This is a genomic window from Gluconobacter sphaericus, from assembly GCF_016757795.1.
GTDB lineage: Bacteria > Pseudomonadota > Alphaproteobacteria > Acetobacterales > Acetobacteraceae > Gluconobacter > Gluconobacter sphaericus.
This window is the reverse complement of the sequence record NZ_CP068419.1, coordinates 1,097,410-1,119,344: the sequence shown is the minus strand read 5'-3', so window position 1 is coordinate 1,119,344 and position 21,935 is coordinate 1,097,410. Positions and strand designations below refer to the sequence as shown.

Annotated in this window: 20 protein-coding genes, 1 tRNA gene and 2 pseudogenes; 10 read left to right on the top strand and 13 right to left on the bottom strand. The window is 59.9% G+C overall.

Annotated elements, in window-relative coordinates; all coding sequences use genetic code 11:
- The first annotated feature begins 35 nt into the window (after window positions 1-35).
- Entirely contained in the window at window positions 36-197 is a 162-nt protein-coding gene (locus IGS75_RS05340; RefSeq protein ID WP_167495529.1) for a hypothetical protein, read from the top strand.
- A gap of 22 nt (window positions 198-219) precedes the next feature.
- Here the strand turns inward: IGS75_RS05340 and IGS75_RS05335 are convergent, their stop codons facing one another.
- Together IGS75_RS05335 and IGS75_RS05330 are read right to left on the bottom strand one after the other, a co-directional pair.
- Window positions 220-2,874 carry a 2-oxoglutarate dehydrogenase E1 component gene (locus IGS75_RS05335; RefSeq protein WP_202257851.1) on the bottom strand — a complete coding sequence of 885 codons (2,655 nt, stop codon included), beginning with the start codon at window positions 2,872-2,874 and terminating at the stop codon, window positions 220-222.
- Between the two features lie 124 nt (window positions 2,875-2,998).
- Window positions 2,999-3,961 (bottom strand): alpha/beta hydrolase, encoded by a 963-nt coding sequence (locus IGS75_RS05330; protein ID WP_202257850.1) that lies wholly within the window; start codon window positions 3,959-3,961, stop codon window positions 2,999-3,001.
- Between the two features lie 193 nt (window positions 3,962-4,154).
- Here IGS75_RS05330 and IGS75_RS05325 point away from each other — a divergent pair, with 193 nt between their 5' ends.
- The 5 genes from IGS75_RS05325 (at window position 4,155) to IGS75_RS05305 (ending at window position 8,287) form a co-directional block, all read left to right on the top strand.
- Window positions 4,155-4,478 (top strand): hypothetical protein, encoded by a 324-nt coding sequence (locus IGS75_RS05325; RefSeq protein WP_202257849.1) that lies wholly within the window; start codon window positions 4,155-4,157, stop codon window positions 4,476-4,478.
- An 80-nt stretch (window positions 4,479-4,558) separates the two neighbouring features.
- On the top strand, window positions 4,559-5,197 hold the full coding sequence (locus IGS75_RS05320; protein WP_202257848.1) for a 2OG-Fe(II) oxygenase family protein: 639 nt from the start codon (window positions 4,559-4,561) through the stop codon (window positions 5,195-5,197).
- Window positions 5,198-5,220: 23 nt separating this feature from the next.
- Window positions 5,221-6,288 carry an aspartate-semialdehyde dehydrogenase gene (locus IGS75_RS05315; RefSeq protein WP_202257847.1) on the top strand — a complete coding sequence of 356 codons (1,068 nt, stop codon included), beginning with the start codon at window positions 5,221-5,223 and terminating at the stop codon, window positions 6,286-6,288.
- Window positions 6,285-7,172, top strand: a complete 888-nt coding sequence (locus tag IGS75_RS05310; RefSeq protein ID WP_202257846.1) for an N-acetylmuramic acid 6-phosphate etherase — start codon at window positions 6,285-6,287, stop codon at window positions 7,170-7,172. The genes IGS75_RS05315 and IGS75_RS05310 overlap by 4 nt, the downstream gene beginning before the upstream one ends.
- A gap of 29 nt (window positions 7,173-7,201) precedes the next feature.
- Entirely contained in the window at window positions 7,202-8,287 is a 1,086-nt protein-coding gene (locus IGS75_RS05305) for an anhydro-N-acetylmuramic acid kinase (protein WP_202258239.1), read from the top strand.
- Window positions 8,288-8,313: 26 nt separating this feature from the next.
- Here the strand turns inward: IGS75_RS05305 and IGS75_RS05300 are convergent, their stop codons facing one another.
- Window positions 8,314-8,736 carry a host attachment protein gene (locus IGS75_RS05300; RefSeq protein WP_202257845.1) on the bottom strand — a complete coding sequence of 141 codons (423 nt, stop codon included), beginning with the start codon at window positions 8,734-8,736 and terminating at the stop codon, window positions 8,314-8,316.
- Between the two features lie 457 nt (window positions 8,737-9,193).
- Here IGS75_RS05300 and hemH point away from each other — a divergent pair, with 457 nt between their 5' ends.
- Together hemH and IGS75_RS05290 are read left to right on the top strand one after the other, a co-directional pair.
- Entirely contained in the window at window positions 9,194-10,225 is a 1,032-nt protein-coding gene (gene hemH, locus IGS75_RS05295) for a ferrochelatase (RefSeq protein ID WP_202257844.1), read from the top strand.
- A 390-nt stretch (window positions 10,226-10,615) separates the two neighbouring features.
- Window positions 10,616-11,926 carry a glycoside hydrolase family 68 protein gene (locus IGS75_RS05290; protein ID WP_202257843.1) on the top strand — a complete coding sequence of 437 codons (1,311 nt, stop codon included), beginning with the start codon at window positions 10,616-10,618 and terminating at the stop codon, window positions 11,924-11,926.
- A 127-nt stretch (window positions 11,927-12,053) separates the two neighbouring features.
- On the opposite strand, the gene IGS75_RS05285 is transcribed toward IGS75_RS05290, so the two are convergent.
- The 8 genes and pseudogenes from IGS75_RS05285 to metK all read right to left on the bottom strand — a co-directional run bounded on the left by IGS75_RS05285 (window position 12,054) and on the right by metK (window position 18,872).
- Window positions 12,054-12,130 (bottom strand) — tRNA-Pro (locus IGS75_RS05285).
- A gap of 182 nt (window positions 12,131-12,312) precedes the next feature.
- Window positions 12,313-13,020, bottom strand: a pseudogene (locus IGS75_RS05280) (IS5 family transposase).
- A 44-nt stretch (window positions 13,021-13,064) separates the two neighbouring features.
- Window positions 13,065-13,394: pseudogene (gene lepB / locus IGS75_RS05275) on the bottom strand (signal peptidase I); the annotation flags it as partial.
- Window positions 13,395-13,523: 129 nt separating this feature from the next.
- Complete coding sequence (locus tag IGS75_RS05270) at window positions 13,524-14,429, bottom strand: FAD-binding protein (protein WP_202257841.1); 906 nt, start codon at window positions 14,427-14,429, stop codon at window positions 13,524-13,526.
- Window positions 14,429-15,178 (bottom strand): electron transfer flavoprotein subunit beta/FixA family protein, encoded by a 750-nt coding sequence (locus tag IGS75_RS05265; RefSeq protein WP_202258237.1) that lies wholly within the window; start codon window positions 15,176-15,178, stop codon window positions 14,429-14,431. Before IGS75_RS05265 ends, IGS75_RS05270 begins: the two co-directional genes overlap by 1 nt.
- Before the next feature lie 106 nt (window positions 15,179-15,284).
- The gene (locus tag IGS75_RS05260; RefSeq protein WP_202257840.1) at window positions 15,285-16,925 is read right to left on the bottom strand and encodes an electron transfer flavoprotein-ubiquinone oxidoreductase; all 1,641 of its coding nucleotides are present in this window, start codon (window positions 16,923-16,925) and stop codon (window positions 15,285-15,287) included.
- A gap of 51 nt (window positions 16,926-16,976) precedes the next feature.
- On the bottom strand, window positions 16,977-17,672 hold the full coding sequence (trmB, locus tag IGS75_RS05255; RefSeq protein ID WP_141353430.1) for a tRNA (guanine(46)-N(7))-methyltransferase TrmB: 696 nt from the start codon (window positions 17,670-17,672) through the stop codon (window positions 16,977-16,979).
- 15 nt (window positions 17,673-17,687) lie between these two features.
- The gene (metK, locus tag IGS75_RS05250; RefSeq protein ID WP_202257839.1) at window positions 17,688-18,872 is read right to left on the bottom strand and encodes a methionine adenosyltransferase; all 1,185 of its coding nucleotides are present in this window, start codon (window positions 18,870-18,872) and stop codon (window positions 17,688-17,690) included.
- A 302-nt stretch (window positions 18,873-19,174) separates the two neighbouring features.
- Between metK and IGS75_RS05245 the strand changes: the two genes are divergently transcribed.
- Complete coding sequence (locus tag IGS75_RS05245; protein WP_141353433.1) at window positions 19,175-19,963, top strand: SDR family NAD(P)-dependent oxidoreductase; 789 nt, start codon at window positions 19,175-19,177, stop codon at window positions 19,961-19,963.
- Between the two features lie 64 nt (window positions 19,964-20,027).
- On the opposite strand, the gene dapB is transcribed toward IGS75_RS05245, so the two are convergent.
- Both dapB and IGS75_RS05235 read right to left on the bottom strand, forming a co-directional pair.
- Window positions 20,028-20,774, bottom strand: coding sequence for a 4-hydroxy-tetrahydrodipicolinate reductase (dapB, locus tag IGS75_RS05240; protein WP_141353435.1), 747 nt, complete (start codon window positions 20,772-20,774; stop codon window positions 20,028-20,030).
- 25 nt (window positions 20,775-20,799) lie between these two features.
- On the bottom strand, window positions 20,800-21,237 hold the full coding sequence (locus IGS75_RS05235; RefSeq protein ID WP_228123904.1) for a winged helix-turn-helix transcriptional regulator: 438 nt from the start codon (window positions 21,235-21,237) through the stop codon (window positions 20,800-20,802).
- A 91-nt stretch (window positions 21,238-21,328) separates the two neighbouring features.
- Here IGS75_RS05235 and IGS75_RS05230 point away from each other — a divergent pair, with 91 nt between their 5' ends.
- Window positions 21,329-21,934, top strand: coding sequence for an FMN-dependent NADH-azoreductase (locus tag IGS75_RS05230; protein ID WP_141353437.1), 606 nt, complete (start codon window positions 21,329-21,331; stop codon window positions 21,932-21,934).
- Window position 21,935 lies beyond the last annotated feature (1 nt).

The window sequence follows — 21,935 nt, the reverse complement described above, 5'->3', positions numbered from 1 at the left end:
GTGACGCGAGAAAACGATGATAAGAGGAAACGTTGATGACGCGCGTTCGGATTGGGGTGGCGCTTGCACTGCTGACGGCTCTTGCGGCCTGTGGCCCGGATTATGGTGGCCAGGGATCGCGGCAGTTCCGTGGCGATGGCTACGGAAATGTCGGGGCGGGCCAGAGCAGCTATGGCTATCAGGGTGGTCCGACCTGAGTTTTAATCAGGCCGGGGAGGTTCAGGATAGGGCATCCTGAACCAGTTTTTCCTGCTGGGCGGCGTGGACGCCTGGTAGCCCCGTTGCGGGAGAAGCTGTGCTTTCGCGGCCGGCATAGTCCGGCCGCTGCGCACGATGGTTGCAGCCACGCAAGGCGCGTTCGATGCGACGGTCCACGAAAATCCAGGCTCCGTTATTTTGCGGCTCTTCCTGACACCATAGGACCTGTTCTGCATCCGGGTGGCGGACAAGTTGTTCCATCAAGGCATGGTGCGGGAACGGGTAGAGCTGTTCGATGCGGATGATGGCGACATCGTCGCGGCTCTGGCGCGTCCGTTCGGCGATGAGATCATAATAGACCTTACCGGTGCACAGGATGATCCGGCGTGCGCCGTCTTCTTTCGCCGGATCGGGCAGGACGGGCTGGAAACGTGTATGCGGTCCCATCGCGTCCAGCATGGATACTGCGTCCTTGTTGCGGAGCAGTGATTTGGGCGTGAAGACGACCAACGGCTTGCGGCAGCGTCGCGCGATCTGGCGGCGCAGGGCGTGGAAGTAGTTGGCGGGCGTGGTGATGTTGCACACGCGCATGTTGTTTTCTGCGCAGAGCTGAAGGATGCGTTCGGGGCGGGCGGAAGAATGTTCCGGGCCACCACCTTCATAGCCGTGGGGCAGAAGCAGGGTCAGGCCGGATGTTCGCAGCCATTTGGTTTCGCCCGAAGCGATGAACTGATCGAGAATGATCTGTGCGCCATTCGCGAAATCGCCGAACTGCGCTTCCCACAGGACCAGCGCTTCTGGGTCGCCGAGGGAATAGCCGTATTCGAAGCCGAGGACAGCGTATTCCGAGAGCGGTGAATTCCAGATGTTCAGTGGGGCCTGATGGGGCGCGATATGGGTCAGGGGGGTGTCTTCGCGGCCTGTGCCCTGATCGAACAGCACGGCATGACGCTGACTGAACGTGCCGCGGCGGCTGTCCTGCCCGGAGAGGCGCACGGGATGTCCATCCATCGACAGGGTGCCGAAGGCTAGGGCCTCGGCCGTGGCCCAGTCGATCGGACCGCCATCGGTCACGGCTTTGCCGCGCGCGGTGATCTGCCGGGCCAGACGGGGGTGAACGGCCAGACCTTCGGGGATCGTACCGATGGCGTCTCCGACTTCCTGAAGGCGCCGGAGCGGTACGCCGGTCATGGGCTGGATGCGGTCCTGTTCGTCCTGAAGGCGGGTCGGATCTTCGGGGCCGTCGAGCCAGTCCGTGCTGTTGGGCTGATAGGTTTTGGATTTCTCGAACTGCTCTTCCAGCCGGCGCTGGAAATGCGTCCACATCTCTTCGACTTCGGCCTCCGTCATAACGCCAGTGTGGATCAGATGCTGAGCATAGAGACTGCGTGTCGTGGCGCGGGACTGGATGGCGTGGACCATCGCGGGTTGCGTGAAGGCGGGTTCATCGGCTTCGTTATGGCCGTGACGGCGATAGCAGACGACATCCAGCACGATGTCGGACTGGAAGGTGCAGCGCCATTCATGCGCCAGAAAGGCACAGCGGGAGACGGCTTCGGGATCGTCGCCATTGACGTGTAGGATCGGGGCTTGAACGGATTTTGCGATGTCGGTGTTGTGGATGCCAGAATGGGCATCGGACTGGACGGTGGTGAAGCCGATCTGGTTGTTGATGATGACGTGAACCGTACCGCCCGTCCGGTAGCCTTCCAGTTTCGAGAGGCTAAGGGTTTCGTACACGACGCCCTGACCGGCGAAGGCGGCGTCGCCGTGGACGAGAATGCCCAGATGATGCTGACGGTCGTGGTCCTTTTCGCGGTCCTGATCGGCGCGGACACGGCCGAGCACGACGGGGTCCACCGCTTCCAGATGAGAGGGGTTGGGCAGGAGCGAAATGCGGACAGTGTGGCCCGCATGTTCGAGCGTTGTGGCGGTGCCGAGATGGTATTTGACATCGCCCGAGCCCTGAATGGTGTCGGGCTTGAAGGCGGTGCCTGCGAATTCGCTGAAAATGGCGGCAAACGGCTTACGCAGGATGTTGGCCATCACGTTCAGACGGCCGCGATGGGGCATGCCGAGCGAGACAGAGCGCACGTCGTCCTGTGCGGCGGCATCAATCAGGGTACGCAGGGCGACGATGACGCTCTCACCGCCTTCGAGGCCGAAGCGGCGCATGCCCATGAAGCGCTTTTGGCAGAATTGTTCGAAGCCTTCGGCGCGGGTCAAGGCGAGGAGAATGCGCTTCTGGTCCAGCGATGGGGCGGGAGCCGGGTTTTCCAGGCGGTCGATCCACCACTGGCGCTGGGCGGGGTCCTGAAGATGCATGAACTCGGCGGCCGTGGTGCCGCAATAGGCGCGGCGCAGGCGGGCGATCAGGTCCCGGTCGGCTCCGGGCGGGTTCAGTTCGGCAATGTCGGGAACGGGTGCCAGGCCGAGTGGGTCCAGCTTTGCGGTGGCATGGCCGCGCAGGCGATAGGCGAATTTCAGGCTTTCCGCGCTGGCGTCGGTCTGCGTCGCTATTTCCGGAGGCAGGCGGTCGGCGCCAAGGGTTTCAAACAGGGAGGCGAAAGCCATGTCCACGGATGACGGGTCGTGCTGCCAGCGTGTGTGCAGCTCCGCCAGATAGACGGTGTTCTCGCCGTTGATGGCGTCCAGGTCATCGCGATGGTCGCCCATGAACTCGTTCTCCTGTGTCCCCGGCCCCTGTGACGTGATGGGAACCGGGGCCTGTCTTTTGGCCGCGCACTTTAGCGGATTGGCGGAACAGGGCCAATCTCCGTCTGTTCAGTGTTTTATCTATTCACAGGCCGAATCCGCGTTTCATGGCGTCGATTCTGCGTGCGATGGAGCGGGTGGCGACCGGGGTACTTGTCTGGTCGAAGATATGGTAGGCACCGGGTACGATCTCTAGCTCGACTGAAACGCCCTGATGGATCAGGCGCTGAGCGTAGACGAGGTTCTCGTCCAGAAATAGGTCAAGAGTGCCGACGGACAGATAGACCGGCGGCAGATCGGACAGATCAGTGGCGCGCGCAGGCGCGGCGTACGGTGAGACGTCCTCTGATCCGGGCGTTACAGGATTCAGAAGGGAGGTCCATGCAAAAGTATTGCTGGTGCGGGTCCACAGGAACTCCCCTCCAACGGGGGAAGAGTTTAGCTGATCCGCAATCGTCCGGTCATCCAGCATGGGGTAAATGAGGTTCTGGAACAGGAGCGTTGGGCCTTCGCGGTCGCGGGTCAGGAGAGCCAGTCCGGCTGCTAGGCCGCCACCAGCGCTTTCTCCTGTGAGGCCAATGCGGGAGGCATCGATGCCAAGGGTTTCGGCATTCCGTGTGATCCAGCAAAGCGTCGTATAGGCATCTTCGATCGCCGCGGGGAAAGGATGTTCGGGGGCAAGTCGGTAATCCGGGGAGAGGACGACGCAGTCCAGATCCTGTGCAAACTGGCAGAGCTGTGTAGCCGTCAGTTCTGGTTGGCCTGAGAAATAGCCGCCTCCATGCAGGTGCAGAAGGGCCGGACGTGGCGCTGTGGCTTCTTTGTGGGGGCGGACACCCAGGAGGCGGATGGCGGGCGATGTGTCCGTGGCGGGGATTGTCAGTCGTTCAAGGGTGACGGGATAGTCCTCGGCCTGAAGGAAGGACTGTCCGGCGAGATGTTCCAGTCCATCGCGAAAGGCGGGTAGAGATTCAGGCGAAAGATCGACTGTCGGAATTTCTTCAAGAAGGGGAAGCAGTTCGGGAAGGACGAGGGAACGTGTGTTCATGAAAGGGCGCCTTGAGTCGGGGAGGGGGTGAAAAAATGAGGCAGGAAAATCGAGTAGAATTCCAGTGGTCGGACCGCTTGAAGGCAAAAATCTGTTTGTCGTGCCACAAAGTTGCCGCAACTTTTCATGCCTGAGAGTCGTCTAGCTTGGTGACCGGTCCTGAACCGGCCTTGTTGGGATGGGAGTTCCGCTGATGCGTGCTCTGCTGTTTCTTGCAGTTCTGACGGGAAGTGGTCTTGCGCTGACGGATGCGTCAGCAGGAGCGCAGGAGCTGCGTCGGGACGGTCTGTCCGCGCATGCGGTTCTGACGGATGAAGTCAGTCAGTCGGGTGTGGATCATCGAATGCTGGAATGCCGAACCGATCCGCGCCTCCTTCATACGGTCTGGGACGGGCGCGCTTCTTTGCAGTCGGGGCCGCATGTCTGCATGGGGGGCGCGAACCGTCTGGGGGCAGGATATGTCCGTTATCTGGCGACAAGCCGGATGGTCCGGGCGCATAAGCCGCTACGGGGGTAATATTCTTTCGTAAAAGGCAGGTCTCACATGTGTGGAATAGGCCTTGTCGCCGACGTGGGCCGCGTCTAGCCTTCCGCGCCATGAGCAGGATTTCTCTTGATTATAATGCGTTCGAGAGCACGCCCGTTGCGGAAAAACCGTTTCCGCATCTGGTGGTGCCGCATTTCATCGGCAACGATGATCTGAAGACAGTTGTCTCGGACCTGCCGGCAATGAAATCCGGTGGCTCCTTTCCGCCGGAAGCCCTGAAGCTGACGCCACGTGTTGCGGGCATGATTGCGGAATTGCAAGGGCCGAAGCTTAAGGCGCTGGTGGCGGAAAAATTCGGCCTGGATCTGGCAGATGCGCCGACCATGCTGACAATGCGTGGACGCACGCGGGAAAAAGACGGGCGGATCCACCGGGATTCGGAGGCCAAGCTGGTCACGATCCTGCTGTATCTCAATCCTCGGGGTGAGGACTGGGCCTCACGCGATGGCTGTCTGCGGCTGCTGAACGGGCCGGATGATGTCGAGGATTTTGAAGTTGAGGTGACGCCGGCAGAAGGGACGCTTCTGGTGTTCCCGAACGGTCCGGCCACCTGGCACGGGCACCGGCAGTTTGTCGGAACGCGGTATGCGATCCAGCTCAACTATATGGCGACGGGGCGCAAGGCTCGCTACGAACTGCGTCGGCACCGTCTGTCGTCGCTTGTAAAGCGTCTGCCTTTTTTGGGCTGATTTTCAGGGAACAGGAAAAGATCATGGGTTATCGGGTTGCGGTTGTTGGCGCCACGGGTGCGGTGGGGCGTGAACTTCTGCGAATTCTGGCGGAGCGGGAGTTTCCGGTTAAAGAGGTTGTGGCGCTGGCCTCGCCGCGTTCGGCCGGGCGTGAGATTTCCTTCGGGGACAAGACAGTCCTGAAGGTCCAAAATCTCGAGACGTTCGACTTCAAAGGCTGGGATATTGCGCTGTTCTCGCCGGGTGGCGCGATTTCGGCCGTTTATGCGCCCAAGGCTGCGGCTGCGGGATGTGTGGTGATCGACAACACGTCGCATTTCCGCATGGAGCCAGGGATCCCTTTAATCGTGCCGGAAGTGAACGCGGCCGCCATCGGCAAAGCGAGCCGGGGCATCATCGCCAATCCGAATTGCTCCACCGCGCAGATGCTCGTTGCGCTCAAGCCGCTGCATGACCTGTTCCGGATCAAGCGGATCGTGGTCTCGACCTATCAGGCCGTTTCAGGGGCGGGCAAGGACGGAATGGACGAACTGTTCGCCCAGACCAAGGGCACCTTCGTCAATGATCCGCCGACGGTCGCGCAGTTCACAAAGCAGATCGCCTTCAATGTGATTCCCCATATCGACCGTTTCATGGACGACGGTGCGACCAAAGAAGAATGGAAGATGGCTGTCGAAACCCGCAAGATCATGGACCCGGACATCCAGGTTCTGGCGACCTGCGTGCGCGTTCCGGTGTTCATCGGTCATTCTGAAGCCATCAGCATCGAGTGCGAAAAGCCTGTCGATCTGAAGAAGGCACGCGAGGCTCTGCGTAAGGCTCCGGGTGTGATTCTGCGCGATGAGCGCGAAGACGGCGGCTATGTCACGCCGATCGAATGTGTGGGCGAGGATGCGACGTATGTGTCCCGTCTGCGGATTGATTCGTCTGTCGAGAACGGTCTGGCGCTGTGGTGTGTGTCCGACAATCTGCGCAAGGGCGCAGCCCTCAATGCGGTTCAGATTGCGGAAAGCATTGTCGAGCAGGGACTTCTGAAGGACGGGCAGCTTTTCCGTCGCAATGAAGTGCCGGACGAAGACGAGGCTGAATGACAAACTCCCGCACGGAGACGGTTCTCGCGGCCAACGAAGATATCGAGCGCCTGCCGCTCGATACTCTTCTGGAGCGGCTTCTGACATCGCAGAAAGCGGCTCTGGATCGGGTTGGGGAAGCCTTGCGGTCCATTGAACGCGCTGTTGAGGCGGCTGTGCCCCGGCTTCAGGCCGGGGGGCGGCTGGTCTATGCGGGGGCCGGGACGTCGGGGCGGATCGGCTTGCAGGATGGTGTGGAACTGACGCCGACCTTTGGTGTGGCGCCGGAGAAGCTGGTTCTGCTTCTGGCGGGTGGCGCCGGAGCGACGACACAGGCAGCAGAGGGTGCGGAAGACCGGGAAGATCAGGCGCGGCTTGATCTGCTGGACCATCATCCGACCGAACGTGACGTAGTGATCGGCGTCGCGGCCAGCGGCAACACCCCTTACACTTGTGCGGTTGTTCAACTCGGGCAGGAAGTCGGGGCACTGACAATCGGCGTGAGTGGCAATCCGGAGTCGCGTCTGTTGCAGGAAGCGGAGTTCGGGATCTGCATTCCGACGGGAGCCGAAGTTCTGGCGGGCTCGACACGGATGGCCGCCGGGACGGCGCAGAAAGTGACGCTGAACCTGTTTTCCACCGCGCTGATGACGCGTCTGGGGCATGTTTATCGTGGGCGCATGGTGGATATGCGCATCAGCAACGACAAGCTTCAGGTGCGCGCGGAACGCATGGTCATGGAACTGGCTGGAGGGACAGCCGAAGAGGCGCGTGAGGCTCTGAAACGCGTGCGTGGGAACACGAAACGGGCCGTTCTGCTGCGGCATGGTGTGGCTCTGGCGGAGATCGAGCCGCTTCTGGAGCGGTGTCAGGGCAATCTGCATCTGGCGCTCGCCGGGCTTTGAATGCCGCGGCCAATGCGGGCGCGACCGGAATGATCTGGGCGCTTGGACTGATGAGCGGGACGTCTTTGGACGGGGTGGATGCCGCTCTGATCGAAACAGATGGCGTGCGAATCGGGCGCACCGGGCCGTCCTTGACGCTGCCCTACAGTCCGGAACTCCGGGCCAAAACGCGGGCTCTGCTGGATCGTGCAGCGGGCCTGTCGGCGGATGATACTGACGTTCTGGCGATCGCCCGGGATCTGACCTTGCAGCATGTGGAGGCAGTACGTCTGTTGCGGGAGCAGGCGCCGGATCTGAAGCCTGCGGCGATCGGGTTTCATGGTCAAACCATTCTGCATCAGCCAGAACTGAGCCGAAGCTGGCAGATTGGGGATGCTCGGCTTCTTCAGGAACGGTGCAACGTGCCGGTCGTGTATGATTTCCGGACGCGGGATCTGGAAAATGGGGGGGAAGGTGCGCCGCTGGTTCCGGTGTTTCATGCCGCTCTGCTTGAGCAGGAACGGCGTCCTGTTGCGGTTCTCAACATTGGCGGAGTCGCCAATGTGACGCTTTTGGGAGCTCAGGATCCGGTCGAAGAGCGCGGCGTGTGGGCCTGTGATACCGGGCCGGGAAATGCACTTCTGGATGACTGGGCGCTCCAGCATACGGGTCAGCCCTGCGATTTCGGTGGCGCGCTGGCGACTGCGGGAACGGTCTGTCAGGATGTTCTGGAAGCGCTTCTGACGATGCCATATTTTGCACGTCCTATGCCCAAATCACTCGACAGACTGAGTTTCCATCCTGAAGCCATGGCGCTTGTGCGGGATTTGTCTGCGGAAGATGGTGCAGCGACTTTGGCGGCTTTTACGGTTGAATCCGTAGCCCGAACGGCGTTTCCGGTGCGGCCGGAACTGTGGTTTGTGGCGGGAGGCGGGCGTCACAATCCGGTCCTGATGGATGGACTGAACCAGCGGCTAGGGCCTGTGGCATCCGTGGACAATCTGGGATGGGACGGGGATGCTCTGGAAGCGCAATGTTTCGGCCTTCTGGCCGTGCGCTATCTGCGCGGGCTGCCGTCCTCCTGGCCGGGAACGACCGGGGTGAGGCGGCCCTGCCTTGCAGGAAGGACCGTCTGACGGCCCTTCCCGCGGTCTGATGGCAATCAGACGGAAGCGAGTTCCGGCCAGCCTGTTTCCGGGCGGTCGAGATGCTTCAGCAGGTCGTGGTCCGGCGTGTTGACGAGGTCCTTGACCAGCGTTTTGAAGAGCTTTTTCGTGGTCGGCTTATCGAGATGTTCGCGGATATCGTGTGAAGCCTGCGGCGGAGCGACAAGCAGAATACCTTCGACATCGCTGCTCTGTGCGGCCTTGTTGATATGGGCGGCCAGATCGCGGGTGAAATGCATCTTGAGCTGATCCCGCGGGTTTTCATGCGGAGCTTTGATGGACGAGACGTCCTTTTCCGCACTGGAGCCTTTGTGCAGGTCAAAGGTTTCGACGGTGCGGAGTTGTGAGCCTTCAAGGCGCAGGAAACGGGCTTTTTCGCCGTCAGCGACAACGTAAATGACGGGGTCCTGTGTAGCCATGTCTGAAAATCCTTAATCAAAATCGGACGATGCGTCTGTAACCCCTCTGAGGTGGGATGGTTGCGTAAAGCTGCCAAGATGATGCAGAGTCGTATGCGCTTAAGGTGCTGAAAAAAGGAGATTATTTCATTTTTTTGAATGTTTTTTAAAGAATTTCGATTTTTTTCTTGAAATGCAGAAGAGATGTGCTCAATCTCTGAATTGAGCTTACCGGAAAATTTTTTCCAAAGGCTCAAAGGAGGCAAGTATGGCTCTGACGAATACTCTTCTGCCGTATGTTGGTCCGATGGCTGCCGCAGTTGCGGTGTGTGCCTATACTCTCCTGCAAGGGATGCGGAAACCGGATGTTTCCTATGCGAAAGTAAGGCACCGACGATAGCGTCCCGCAAGGGACGCGTATCCCCGGACGTTTTCCCTCTTTACCTGAATGCGTGCCCGGTTCCACAGTGAGGGCACCATGGCTTTCTTATACAAAACCCCCCGTATTACTCCTCCGCCGGAAGGCAGGACGGGTGTTCTTCTGATCAATCTGGGTACGCCTGACGATACAGGCTATTTCTCAGTCAGAAGATATCTGAGCGAGTTTCTCTCTGACCGTCGCGTCATCGAGAGTCCTCCCCTGATCTGGCAGCCCATTCTTCAGGGCATCATCCTGACAAAGCGTCCTTTCGCTAGTGGCGCCAACTATGCGCGGATCTGGGATCAGGACGAAAATGCCTCTCCGTTGCGTGTTTATACGCGCAGGCAGGCCGAAGGGCTTGCTGAACGGTTGAAGGCCGATGGTGTGCCGGTGGAATGGGGGATGCGTTACGGCCGTCCTTCCGTTGCAAAGGCGCTGGAAAGTTTGATGGATCAGGGCTGCGACCGGATCGTCAGCATTGCGCTTTATCCGCAGTATTCCGCAACCACGACCGCTACGGCAAACGATCAGCTTTTCCGTGCGCTCATGCGTCTGCGACGTCAACCAGCCGTTCTGACGGTTCCGTCCTTTCCGGATCAGCCGGCTTTCATCCGCGCACTTGAGACGTCTGTCCAGGACACGCTGGCGGAACTGTCCTTCAAGCCGCAGCAGATTGTTGCGTCGTTTCATGGTCTTCCCAAAACCTGCATCGAAAAGGGCGATACGTATCGGGATGAATGTGAGCGGACGATCGCCGGACTGCGCAAGGCTCTTGGGCTGAGTGAGGCGCAGATGCCTCTGACGTTCCAGTCCCGCTTCGGGCCGCTGGAATGGATCCAGCCCTATACGGCGCCCTTCGTCAAAGCTCTTCCGTCACAGGGCATTACGAAGATTGCGGTCATCATGCCCGGCTTCATGACGGACTGCATTGAAACGCTGGATGAAATCGGGAACGAGCTTCGGGAAGAATTCATGGAAGCAGGGGGTGAAGAGTTTGCTCTCGTGCCCTGCCTGAACGACTCGAAAGGCGCGATTGATCTTCTGGAAGAGCTTTCACGATCCGCGCTGGCCGGTTTTCAGCGCCGCTGAGGTTTGCAGTCTTTTGATTCTTCTGGAGAACCCACCCGATCACGGGTGGGTTTTTTTATGCGTTGAAGCCCGGAAAGGCAGGTGGCAATTTTTTGCTTGCATCGCGCGCAGCTTTTTCCTATAACTGTGGCACTGAGCCATTAAACGTTATTGGTTACTGGTTCAAAAAATAATTTCAGGTCAAAGAATTTTAAAAAGGCTGCTTCCAAAAGAAGCGGTCTTTTTTTTGTTGCGAATTTCAGAAGTAAGATATTTTTTCTTCGTAAAAATTACGGCTCAGTACGGGACCTGATTTCTTTATTCAGATTGTACGTCAGCATCCGGACCTGAAACATGGTCTCGGATTCTGACGTGCGTCTGGTTTTTTCTTTTTCAGCTACAGGAAAACTCATGAACGCTGTTTCCAGCACGCAGAGCGCAGTCCATTCCGGTTCGCGCTGGACGATCGCTGATGCGATGAAGATCCGTACCGATGATCCGACCACGACCATGCCGGTCATCGACTACGCATTCCCCGTCATCGATTCCGATGTGTGGCAGTGGGACACCTGGCTGCTGCGCGACATTCACGGCAAGACCGTCACCTTCAAGGGCTGGTACGTCATGTTTGCCCTCGTTGCCGATCGTGCCGCCACGGGCGATACGACCGAGGGCTGGCACAGCCGCAACAACTATTCCTATATCGGCTACTACTACAGCCGCACCGGCAATGGCGCGGACTGGAAGTTCGGTGGCCGCGTCATCAAGGAAGGTGCCAACTCCCGCAGCTGGGAATGGTCCGGTTGTGCCGTCATGCGCGAGAACAGCGCCAATACGGTCGATCTGTTCTATACTTCCGTCAACGATACGCCGTCCGAGTCTGTTCCGTCCTACACGACGGGCCGCATTCTGGCAGATGCCACCGGCGTCTGGTTCGAGGGCTTCGATGTCTGCACGGACATGTTCCAAGCAGACGGCGTGAACTACGCCAACATTGTCGAAGACGCCTACTGGGATTTCCGCGATCCGCATATCTTCCGTAATCCGGATGATAATCAGATCTACGCCCTGTTCGAAGGCAATGTTCCGGGCATGCGTGGTGACTTCACCATCGGTTCTGACGAGATGGGCCTTGTGCCGCCAGCTACGACTGTTCCTGCTGGTGCGCAGTATGGCGCTGCGGCCATCGGCATTGCCCGCCTGACGTCCGACGCCACAAAGGGTGATTTCTCGGAGTGGGAAATGCTGCCGGCTCTCGTGACTGCGCTGGGTGTCAATGACCAGACGGAACGTCCCCATGTCGTGTTCCAGGACGGCCTGACCTATCTGTTCACGATCTCCCATCATTCCACTTTCACCGGCAATAGCACGGGCCCGGATGGTGTGTATGGTTTCGTGTCCCGGAACGGTATTTTCGGTCCGTATGCACCGCTGAACGGTTCGGGCCTCGTGCTCGGCAATCCGTCCTCGGCGCCGTACGAGACCTACTCGCACTTCGTCGATCCTGCCGGTTATGTGCAGTCCTTCATTGATACCCTGCCGCAGCCCGGTTCGGCTGACCCGCAGGACCCGACGACCTATCGCATCGGTGGCACGCTCGCACCGACCGTGAAGATTGTCCTTGAAGGTGAGCGGACCTATCTGACGGAAGTCCATGCTTACGGGCAGGTTTATGCCCAAGGTGTCTGGCCGACTTCTTCGGCCTTTGACAAGCGCTCCTGAAGCCGTTGTGCCCTCTCCCGAAAGGGGGAGGGCATTTTTTGCGTTTTAGATCCTGCGCATCAGACGCAGAAATGCGCTGGCCTGTTAGCCTGAAACAGTTTTGACGATTTCTAGAAAAATTATCGGCTGGTCGGAGTGAGAGGATTCGAACCTCCGGCCCCTGCGTCCCGAACACAGTGCTCTACCAGGCTGAGCTACACTCCGGCCGACGGCGCTTCTCCTACAGGGGTTAACGCTTCCCTGCAAGAGGGTACGGACGAAAAATCAGAGAACGAGCGCTGCTCTGCCGATATCCCGCCATGACCACAGAACGGCGCGGGCCTGCTACTGGAGGTTCCAGACAGGAAGAAGTCCGGCGCCTCCCTCCGCTACGCTAGGCTCAGGACTCATAGCCAGAACATGACGGTTGCAGCGAGGCAGATGGCTGAGAAGAAGACATTCGGACATCTGTCGTAGCGTGTTGCGACACTTATATTTTCGCTTGTCGTATTTGGCTGGCTTGCCGCGGGATCTCCGTCCTGGAATGCAGGGCCTGATCCCTTTTTCCTCCAGGGCATCCCGAAACCAGTCAGCATCATAACCCCGGTCCGCCAGCATCCACTGTGCCATAGGAAGGCTGTCCAGCAGAGCAGCAGCACCGGTATAATCACTGATCTGCCCCGCAATCATAAAAAAGCTCAACGGTCGTCTATTCTGATTGGTGATCGCATGCAGCTTCGTATTCATGCCACCTTTTGTCCGTCCGATTAGGCGGCCTGGATCCCCTTTTTTAACCGCAGGCTCGAAGCCGTACGGTGTGCCTTGAGATAGGTCGCATCAACCATGATGGTCTGGGGCTCTGCCTTTCCGGCAGCCAGACCGTCCGTCAGCCGGGCGAAGATTCCTATGGAACCCCAGCGCTTCCAGCGGTTGTACAACGTCTTATATGGACCGTATTTCCGAGGCGCATCCCGCCAGCGCAAGCCATTACGGTTTACGAAAATGATGCCGCTCAACACGCGACGGTCATCAACGCGGGGTCTGCCGTGGCTCTTTGGAAAAAAGGGCCGCAGACGATCCATCTGTTCGTTCGTCAGCCAAAACAGATCGCTCATCTTCAGCCTCCTCGCAGAGCCTGAATCAGATTTTCGTAATCAAATCAATGGGGCCTGAGCCTATCGCGAGATTCGGCGGAGTTGTCTTGGTTGTCGTCCATAACAAATAGATGATCCGTCGGGACTGTGAAGGGCGCGACGTTATCCAGTTCTCCGTCCTGCGATATTTTGAGAATGTCATGATGGATATTCCCAGGCAGGATTTCTTCATAGCGTTCAACAGGCACCCAGACGCCTTTGTGGTTTTCCTCATGTGCGGCGCCCAGATCTTTCCAGGGCAATTCGGTTCCGTTCAGAAAGACATGCCCGTGGACGAGCGCGATCCGGTCTCCAGAAAGGCCGATGACACGCTTGATCCATGTCTGATGCAAATTGGCGGGTGCCCGACAGAGTGCCTCATGGGGCTCACAGAGCCAGTTAAACCTGTGTCAGGTCCTGTCATGAAAAAAAAGGGGCGTCCCGTCATGGGGCGCCCCTTTTTGTCGTTTCAGCGGAAGAGCGCCTTACAGTGCTTTTTCGAGTGCCGGCAGGATCTCGAAAAGATCGCCCACGATGCCGTAATCCGCGACCTTGAAGATCGGTGCTTCCGGATCGGTGTTGATCGCCACGATGACGCGGCTGTCCTTCATACCAGCCAGATGCTGGATCGCACCGGACAGGCCGACGGCGATGTAGAGTTCCGGCGCCACGATCTTGCCGGTCTGGCCAACCTGCATTTCGTTCGGGGCAAAGCCGGAATCCACGGCCGCACGCGATGCGCCGATGGCGGCGTTCAGCTTGTCGGCGATCGGTTCGAGCAGCTTGAAGTTCGCTGCGTCCTTCATGCCCTTGCCGCCGGAAATCACCACGCGGGCGGATTCCAGTTCCGGACGGTCGGATGCCGAAAGTTCGACCTTCACGAAAACGGACTTCTCGCTGGCCGAAGCTTCAACCGTCTCAACCGTTGCAGAGCCACCTTCAGCAGCAACCGGATCGAAATTGGAGCCGCGGATCGTTAGCACCTTGATGCTGTCGGAGGAACGGACCGTCGCCAGCGCATTACCTGCATAGATCGGACGAACGAAGGTGTCGGCGTCCTTGATTTCGACCACATCGGGGATGGGCTGCACGTCCAGCAGGCCCGCAAGACGCGGCAGGATGTTTTTGCCAGTGGCGGAGGCTGCGGCCACGATGTGGCTGTAGCCCCTCGCGTGAGCGGCCAGCAGGTCGGCGGCGGGCTCGGCCAGATCGTTGACCAGACCCGGCACGCTGAGAACGCGCGTCACACCCGGTAGGGCAGCAGCGGCCTGTGCGCCGTCTCCGAACACGATGGCATCGACCGCACCGAAGCGGGAAGCAGCGGCAACAGCCGAACGGGAAGCCTGACGGACCGCGCCGTTTTCGACTTCAACCAGAACAAGAGCGGTCATCAGATCACCTTCGCTTCTGTCTTGAGCTTCTCGACCAGTTCGGCCGCGCTGTTTACCTTTACGCCTTCCTTGCGTTCCAGCGGTTCGGCCACGGAGACCACCGTCAGGCGCGACGCCGTATCGACGCCAAGGCTGTCGATCTCGACCGTCTCAAGCGGTTTCTTGCGGGCCTTCATGATATTCGGCAGGGACGCATAGCGCGGCTCGTTGAGGCGCAGATCCGCCGTCACCACAGCCGGGAGCGTGAGGGACACGACTTCCGTGCCGCCATCGATCTCGCGGGCAACTTCGATACGACCATCGGCAACCGTTACAGCGCTGGCGAATGTGCCCTGCGGCCAGCCGAGCTTCGCGGCCAGGATCTGGCCCGTAGCGTTCATGTCGTCGTCGATTGCCTGCTTGCCCATGCAGATCAGACCAGCCTGTTCGCGCGTGGCGATTGCCTTGAGCACGTTGGCCACGGCGCGTGGTTCAAGCGTGTCGTCCGTGCGGACGAGGATGGCGCGATCCGCACCCATCGCCATGGCCGTACGCAGCACATCCTGCGCAACCTGTGCGCCGACGGTCACGACCACGACTTCCTTGGCAGCACCCTTTTCACGAAGGCGCACTGCTTCTTCGACTGCGATTTCGTCGAACGGATTCATGGACATTTTCACGCCCTGCGTTTCGACACCGCTGCCATCGGCCGCTACACGTACCTTGACGTTGTAATCGACCACCCGTTTGACTGGGACCAGAACTTTCATCGTCATCTTTCGCTGCTGTCGCCGCCACAAAAACGGCCGCCACCGTAGCGGGACTGACCGGAAAAGTCACATTCCGCTCTGGCCGTGCCCTTTTGCGGGAAGAAAATTACATTCCGACTGGATAATTCGGACCGCCGCCGCCTTCGGGCGTGCACCAGTCGATATTCTGTGTCGGGTCCTTGATGTCGCAGGTCTTGCAGTGCACGCAGTTCTGGGCGTTGATCCGAAGCTGCCAGGCGTTTTCGCCTTTCTGTTCCTGTTCATACACACCAGCCGGGCAGTAGCGGCTCTCCGGCGAATCGAACACGTCATGATTGACGGTGCGCCAGATGGCCTCGTTGCGGAGCTTGAGGTGAACCGGCTGGTTTTCCTCGTGGTTTGTTCCGCTCAGAAAGACCGAGCTGACGCGATCAAAGGTGATTTTCCCGTCCGGTTTGGGATACTCGATCTTTGTGCACAGCGAGGCCGGACGCAGCGTTTCGTTGTCAGCATGCGGATGATGCAGTGTCCAAGGCGCACGGCCGCGCAGAATCATGCTATCGATTCCGGCATAGATCGCGCCAAGCTTCATGCCCCACTTCGCGAAAGCCGGGCGGATGTTGCGGACGTCGCGCAGTTCGGACCACAGCCAGGACTGGCGAACGCGGGCCGTCATGCTGGCGGCTTCCTTTTTGTCCTTTTCCAGAGCCTCTGCCACGGCTTCAGCCGCGATCATGCCGGACTTCATGGCCGTATGCGTGCCCTTGATCTTGGGCACGTTCAGGAAGCCCGCGGAATCACCTGCCAGCACACCGCCCGGGAAGGTCAGGCGCGGGATGGACTGAAATCCACCTTCGGACAGGGCACGCGCGCCGTAAATCAGGCGCTTGCCGCCCTCGAAATGCTCCCGGAAGGCCGGATGCAGCTTTGTGCGCTGCATTTCCTCGAAGGGCGACAGATAGGTGTTGGCGTAATCGAGGCCGGTCACGAAGCCGAAGCTGACCAGATTTTCCCCGAAATGATACAGCCAGGCGCCGCCATAGGTATGATCATCGAGCGGCCAGCCGAAACTGTGCTGTACGAGGCCCGGGCGATGCTTTTCTGCCGGGATTTCCCACACTTCCTTGACGCCGAGGCCATAGGTTTGCGGATCGACGCCCTTACGCAGGCCGAAACGCTTCATGGCGTGGCCCGTCAGGGAGCCGCGGGCTCCTTCGGTCAGGATGGTCTGCTTCGCGCGCAGGATCATGCCGGGTGTGAAGTTCGGCCCGTGTTCGCCGTTGCGTTCGATGCCCATATCGCCCGTAATCACACCAGCCACACGGTCATTCTCGATGAAGAGTTCCGCCCCCGAGAAACCCGGATAGATTTCTACGCCCAGAGCCTCGGCCTGCTCACCGAGCCAGCGGCAGACCTCACCAAGCGAGACGACGTAGTTCCCGTGATTGGCCATTTGCGGCATCACGCGGTCCAGATAAGGAACGGCGAAGGAGCGCGTTTCGGTGAGGAACAGCATCCGCTCTTCCGTCACCTGCGTCCGCAGGGGGGCGTCCAGATCGTGCCAGTTCGGCAGAAGTTCATCGAGCGTGCGCGGCTCGATGACGGCGCCCGACACGATATGGGCGCCGATCTCGCTGCCTTTTTCGATCAGGCAGACGCCCGCATCCGGCATCAGCTGTTTCAGGCGGATCGCGGCGGACAGACCGGCGGGACCGCCACCGACCACCACGACATCGAATTCCATTTCTTCGCGTTCGATTTGGGTCATGATGTCAGGAAACTCGCTGAATAACTGGGCCAGAGGGGCTTGGCATGGGTTTCAGGGGCGGCGCGTGAAGGTCCAGTAGAATGGCACGCGTCCCTCGCGGAAGGCCTTGGCCTCATAGCGTGTGGGCGACCAGCCTTCGGGACGTTCCTTGGCCGGGGGCGGCGCATCGAACAGATCCTGCTTGCTCATCACGTCCATGACCCACTCCTGATAGACGGGATGGTCACTGGCGACGCGCCAGATTGCGCCGGGTTTCAGAACGCGGTGCATCTGCTTGATGTTTTCCGGATGCACAAAGCGGCGCTTGGCGTGCCGGGCCTTGGGCCACGGGTCTGGGAACATCAGATACGCCCGGTCCAGACATGCGTCAGGCATGTCCTTGAGCAGCAGGCGGGCATCTTCGGCCCAGATACGGAAATGGGGAGGCGGCGTGGCCGAGTCTTCCTCACCTTCGGGGACGAGCCGCGAAAGCAGGGAGCACAGGCCATTCTCGAAGACCTCGGAGGCGATATAACCGACATCCGGGTTCAGTTCGGACTGGCCGATGGCATGTTCGCCGCCGCCAAAACCGATTTCGAGAAAAACGCGCGAAACCGCATCGGAGAATCCCGCAGCGGGATTCTCCGGTGAGGTGAAGGAAAGCCGGGGCAGCGCCTTCTCGAGAAGATGCTGCTGCCGTGCCCGGAGCGGATGGCCGCGTTGACGGCCGTAAAGCCGCTCCGGCTGGGGTTTGAGAGACTCGACCAGGGTTTTTCTGCCAGATTACCGGTTCAGGGCGTCACGCAGCGTGGTGACCAGATCGGTCTGCTCCCAGGTGAAGTTGTCCAGAACCGGATCCGGCGCACGACCGAAATGGCCGTAAGCGGAAGTCGGAACATAGATCGGGCGGTTCAGGCGCAGATGCTTGCGGATGCCGCGCGGGGACAGGTCCACAACCTCGTTGAGGATCGCACCCAGACGGGCTTCGTCCACATCCTTGCCCGTACCGTCGAGGTCAACATAGACCGAGAGCGGCTTGGACACGCCGATGGCGTAGCTGAGCTGGATCGTGCAGCGGTCGGCAAGGCCTGCGGCTACGACGTTCTTGGCAAGATAACGTGCGGCATAGGCTGCCGAACGGTCCACCTTCGTGGGGTCTTTGCCGGAGAATGCGCCACCACCATGCGGAGCTGCGCCACCATAGGTGTCGACGATGATCTTGCGGCCCGTCAGGCCGGCGTCGCCGTCCGGCCCACCGATGACGAAGTTGCCGGTCGGGTTCACATAGAACTCGTCTTCCGGGCAGTTCCAGCCTTCGGGAAGGATGCCGTTGACCACGTCGCGCAGGGTTTCGCGGATCGTGTTCTGGCTCATGCCTTCGACATGCTGCGTGGAGATCACGACAGACGTGACGCCAACGGGCTTGCCGTCGACATAACGCAGCGTGACCTGGCTCTTGGCATCCGGCAGAAGGCCGACGCCGCGGGCGTCGCCGCTCTTGCGGTAGTCGCGGATGCGCTCGAGGATCGTCTGCGCATAGAACAGCGGCGCAGGCATCAGGTGTTCGGTCTCGCGCGTGGCGTAGCCGAACATGATGCCCTGATCGCCAGCACCTTCGTCCTTGTCACCGGCACTGTCGACGCCCTGAGCGATGTCGGCGGACTGTGCGTGCAGGTAAGATGTGATGTCGGCTTTCTTCCAGGAGAAACCTTCTTGGTCGTAGCCGATGTCCTTGATGGCTTCACGGGCGCGGTCGATCAGCGTGTCCTCGACCTCTTTGGGGCCGCGGACTTCACCGGCCAGGACGACGCGGTTGGTGGTGACCAGCGTCTCACAGGCAACACGCGCTTCCGGATCGGCCTGCAGATAGGCGTCCAGAACGGTATCGGAAATGCGGTCCGCCACCTTGTCGGGATGGCCTTCGGAAACGGACTCGGATGTGAAAAGGAAATCGCCGTGATTGCGCACTCAGGGACCTCGCAGGGAATGAGTGGTGAGAAGGGCCACAGTGTGCCTTGGCAGGCGGTCTGTGGCATTCAGGGAGGGGACGGCTTGGCGGAATTGGGCGCAAGGGTCAAGGGGCCGTGTGAGGTCTGAACGCGGTTTTCTGCGGAAAAGTCCCGAAAATTAGCCTGAAATTACAAAAAAGAGAGCGCAGGCCCCCGTTTCATTTTTCAACGACACCGTTCATGCTGAGTTTATAGCTCCGTAACCGGCATGGCCTGTCAGGGGCACGGTTGTGGGCAAACAGGGAATTTGAGGCATTCGCAATGTCGAATCAGTTTAGCGGTAAAGTTTGTCTGGTCACCGGCGCAGGTGGCAATATCGGTCTTGCGACCGCCCTCCGTCTGGCCGGGGAAGGGACGGCCATTGCTCTGCTGGACATGAACCGCGAAGCTTTGGAAAAGGCAGAAGCCGCCGTCCGGGAAAAGGGAGTCGAAGCCCGCTCCTATATCTGTGACGTTACGTCCGAAAACGCCGTGACCGGGACTGTGGACACCGTGGTCCGGGACTTTGGCAGAATCGATTTCCTGTTCAACAATGCTGGTTATCAGGGCGCATTCGCGCCTGTGCAGGATTACCCGTCCGAAGATTTTGCGCGTGTGCTGACGATCAATGTCACCGGCGCATTTCACGTCCTCAAGGCTGTCGTGCGGCACATGATCGCGCAGAATTACGGTCGTGTGGTGAACACCGCCAGCATGGCGGGCGTGAAGGGGCCGCCGAACATGGCCGCTTATGGCGCGTCCAAGGGGGCCATCATCGCCCTGACCGAAACGGCGGCGCTGGATCTTGCGCCCTACAATATCCGCGTGAACGCCATCAGCCCCGGCTACATGGGCCCCGGCTTCATGTGGGAGCGTCAGGTCGAGCTTCAGGCCAAGGTGGGAAGCCAGTATTTCTCCACCGACCCCAAAATCGTCGCCGAGCAGATGATCGGCAGCGTGCCGATGCGTCGCTATGGCGATATCAACGAAATCCCTGGTGTGGTGGCGTTTCTGCTGGGGGATGATTCCAGCTTTATGACGGGTGTGAATCTGCCGATCGCTGGTGGTTGATCGGGGGAGTCCGGGCTCTGCCCGGGCCCGGCAGGGATCTTGATCCCTGCACCCTGTTTGAGGTTCAGGGTTTGAGCGCGTCTGCCATTGTGTAGAGGCCTGCGGGGCGTCCGGCGAGCCATTTTGCGGCGAGCAGGGCGCCTCTAGCGAAGACCCTGCGGTCCAGTGCGCGGTGGGACAGGGTGATCTGTTCGTCCGCCGCCATCAGGACAAGGTCATGTTCGCCCACGATCTGCCCGCCGCGCAGGGACGCGAATCCGATCGCCCCGTCCGGGCGCAGACCGTTCTGGTCGGTCCGGGCCACGTCTTCGAGCGCGACTCTACGCCCCTCCGCCACGGCCTTTCCGATCGCCAGTGCCGTGCCGGATGGCGCGTCCAGCTTCTGACGATGATGAACCTCGAGAATTTCTGCATCATAATCAGGCAGTCCTGCGCCAAGCTGCCGAGCCAGTTCCAGAAACAGCGTTAGTGCAGGTGAGAAATTGGCGGCCTGAAGGACGGGAATATGCTGCGCTGCCGCGTTCACGGCATCCAGCGCGCCCTGATCGAGGCCGGTCGTTCCCAGAACCCACGCGCATCCGGCCTGCGCAAAGGCTGTCGCGTGGGCCGGGACCGTCGAAGCATGACTGACATCGATCACTACATCACAGCTTTTCGCGAGCGTGGCCGGGTCGGTCGTGATGTTGCGCGAGGCATCTGCTGTGCGAGACAGGCCGCCTGCGAGGGCGTTTCCGGCTTCCTCGGCGCAAAAGGTGCCAAGTCGGCCCGTGATGCCGGCAATACCAATACGGGGGGCGAAAATCTGGGTCATAATGTGGGCCTTGCGTGCGAAAAGATCAGAGATCGGCGTCAAGCCGGGCGTCAAAGCGGGCGCGAGCCGCCTCGATCTCGGGACGGTTCGACAGCGCCCACTGACCGAAGGCCTCCGTCAGAGTCCAGAGCGATTCCCCGAGTGTCGTGAGTTCATAGTCCACGCGCGGGGGAGTCGTCGGAGTGACGGTCCGCAGGACGAGGCCGTCACGTTCCAGATTGCGCAGGGTGAGCGTCAGCATGCGTTGCGAAATCCCGTCGATCGCACGGCGTAGTTCGCTGAAACGGTGCGGCCCGCGTCCGAGCGATTTGACGATCAGGATACTCCACTTGTCCGTTGTGCGCGCAAGGATGGAGCGGATAACGGCACAGGCATCCTCGTTCTGCGAGCAGTCCAGAGGTGCCGTATTCGGCCCTGCGGACGGCTTGAGGGGAGAAACGGTGTCACTGACGCGAACATCCATGTGCCTATGGCTCCGGAATGTGCCTTCTTGCGGCGGGGTTCAAAGGTTCTTTATCTGGTGCTGGTTACGATCAGGAACCGGAAAGATCAAAATGAAACTTCTTCACATCGATTCCAGCATTCTCGGTGACAGCTCCGCCAGCCGTCAGGTCAGTGCCGCTGCTGTCGCCCAGTTCCGCAAGAAAAACCCGTCCGTCGAGGTCATCTCCCTCGATCTCGCCAGCGATCCGCTGCCGCATCTTGATGTTGAAGCTCTGTCATGGCTCGGCAAGGAGCTGACGCCGGATGTGTCGGGCCGCCCCGAACTGCTCGCCGGCGCAAAGGCACTGAATGATTTCAAGGCGGCAGACATCGTCGTCATTGGCGTGCCGATGTACAATCTGTCGATTCCCAGCCAGCTCAAATCCTGGATCGACCGTATCATGGTCGCGGGCCAGACTTTCCGCTACGGCGCAAACGGGATCGAAGGTCTCGCCCAGGGCAAGAAGGTCGTGCTCGCCGTAGCCCGTGGTGGTCTCTATGGCGAAGGTTCGCCCGCAGCCTCCTTCGAGCATCAACTCAGCTACCTGAAGTCTGTCTTCACCATGATCGGCATTACGGACATCACCGTGCTTGAAGCCGAAGGTCTTGCCACCAATGGTGGTGCTGACCGTGCTCGCATCCTGTCGGACGCGGAACAGAAGGCCAGCGCGCTTTAAA

Excerpts from the sequence above, each read along its gene's own strand:
- IGS75_RS05340 (WP_167495529.1), top strand. The coding sequence starts at position 36 with ATGACGCGCGTTCGGATTGGGGTGGCGCTTGCACTGCTGACGGCTCTT.
- IGS75_RS05335 (WP_202257851.1), bottom strand. The coding sequence starts at position 2,874 with ATGGGCGACCATCGCGATGACCTGGACGCCATCAACGGCGAGAACACC.
- IGS75_RS05330 (WP_202257850.1), bottom strand. The coding sequence starts at position 3,961 with ATGAACACACGTTCCCTCGTCCTTCCCGAACTGCTTCCCCTTCTTGAA.
- IGS75_RS05325 (WP_202257849.1), top strand. The coding sequence starts at position 4,155 with ATGCGTGCTCTGCTGTTTCTTGCAGTTCTGACGGGAAGTGGTCTTGCG.
- IGS75_RS05320 (WP_202257848.1), top strand. The coding sequence starts at position 4,559 with ATGAGCAGGATTTCTCTTGATTATAATGCGTTCGAGAGCACGCCCGTT.
- IGS75_RS05315 (WP_202257847.1), top strand. The coding sequence starts at position 5,221 with ATGGGTTATCGGGTTGCGGTTGTTGGCGCCACGGGTGCGGTGGGGCGT.
- IGS75_RS05310 (WP_202257846.1), top strand. The coding sequence starts at position 6,285 with ATGACAAACTCCCGCACGGAGACGGTTCTCGCGGCCAACGAAGATATC.
- IGS75_RS05305 (WP_202258239.1), top strand. The coding sequence starts at position 7,202 with ATGATCTGGGCGCTTGGACTGATGAGCGGGACGTCTTTGGACGGGGTG.
- IGS75_RS05300 (WP_202257845.1), bottom strand. The coding sequence starts at position 8,736 with ATGGCTACACAGGACCCCGTCATTTACGTTGTCGCTGACGGCGAAAAA.
- hemH (WP_202257844.1), top strand. The coding sequence starts at position 9,194 with ATGGCTTTCTTATACAAAACCCCCCGTATTACTCCTCCGCCGGAAGGC.
- IGS75_RS05290 (WP_202257843.1), top strand. The coding sequence starts at position 10,616 with ATGAACGCTGTTTCCAGCACGCAGAGCGCAGTCCATTCCGGTTCGCGC.
- IGS75_RS05270 (WP_202257841.1), bottom strand. The coding sequence starts at position 14,429 with ATGACCGCTCTTGTTCTGGTTGAAGTCGAAAACGGCGCGGTCCGTCAG.
- IGS75_RS05265 (WP_202258237.1), bottom strand. The coding sequence starts at position 15,178 with ATGAAAGTTCTGGTCCCAGTCAAACGGGTGGTCGATTACAACGTCAAG.
- IGS75_RS05260 (WP_202257840.1), bottom strand. The coding sequence starts at position 16,925 with ATGACCCAAATCGAACGCGAAGAAATGGAATTCGATGTCGTGGTGGTC.
- IGS75_RS05245 (WP_141353433.1), top strand. The coding sequence starts at position 19,175 with ATGTCGAATCAGTTTAGCGGTAAAGTTTGTCTGGTCACCGGCGCAGGT.
- dapB (WP_141353435.1), bottom strand. The coding sequence starts at position 20,774 with ATGACCCAGATTTTCGCCCCCCGTATTGGTATTGCCGGCATCACGGGC.
- IGS75_RS05235 (WP_228123904.1), bottom strand. The coding sequence starts at position 21,237 with ATGGATGTTCGCGTCAGTGACACCGTTTCTCCCCTCAAGCCGTCCGCA.
- IGS75_RS05230 (WP_141353437.1), top strand. The coding sequence starts at position 21,329 with ATGAAACTTCTTCACATCGATTCCAGCATTCTCGGTGACAGCTCCGCC.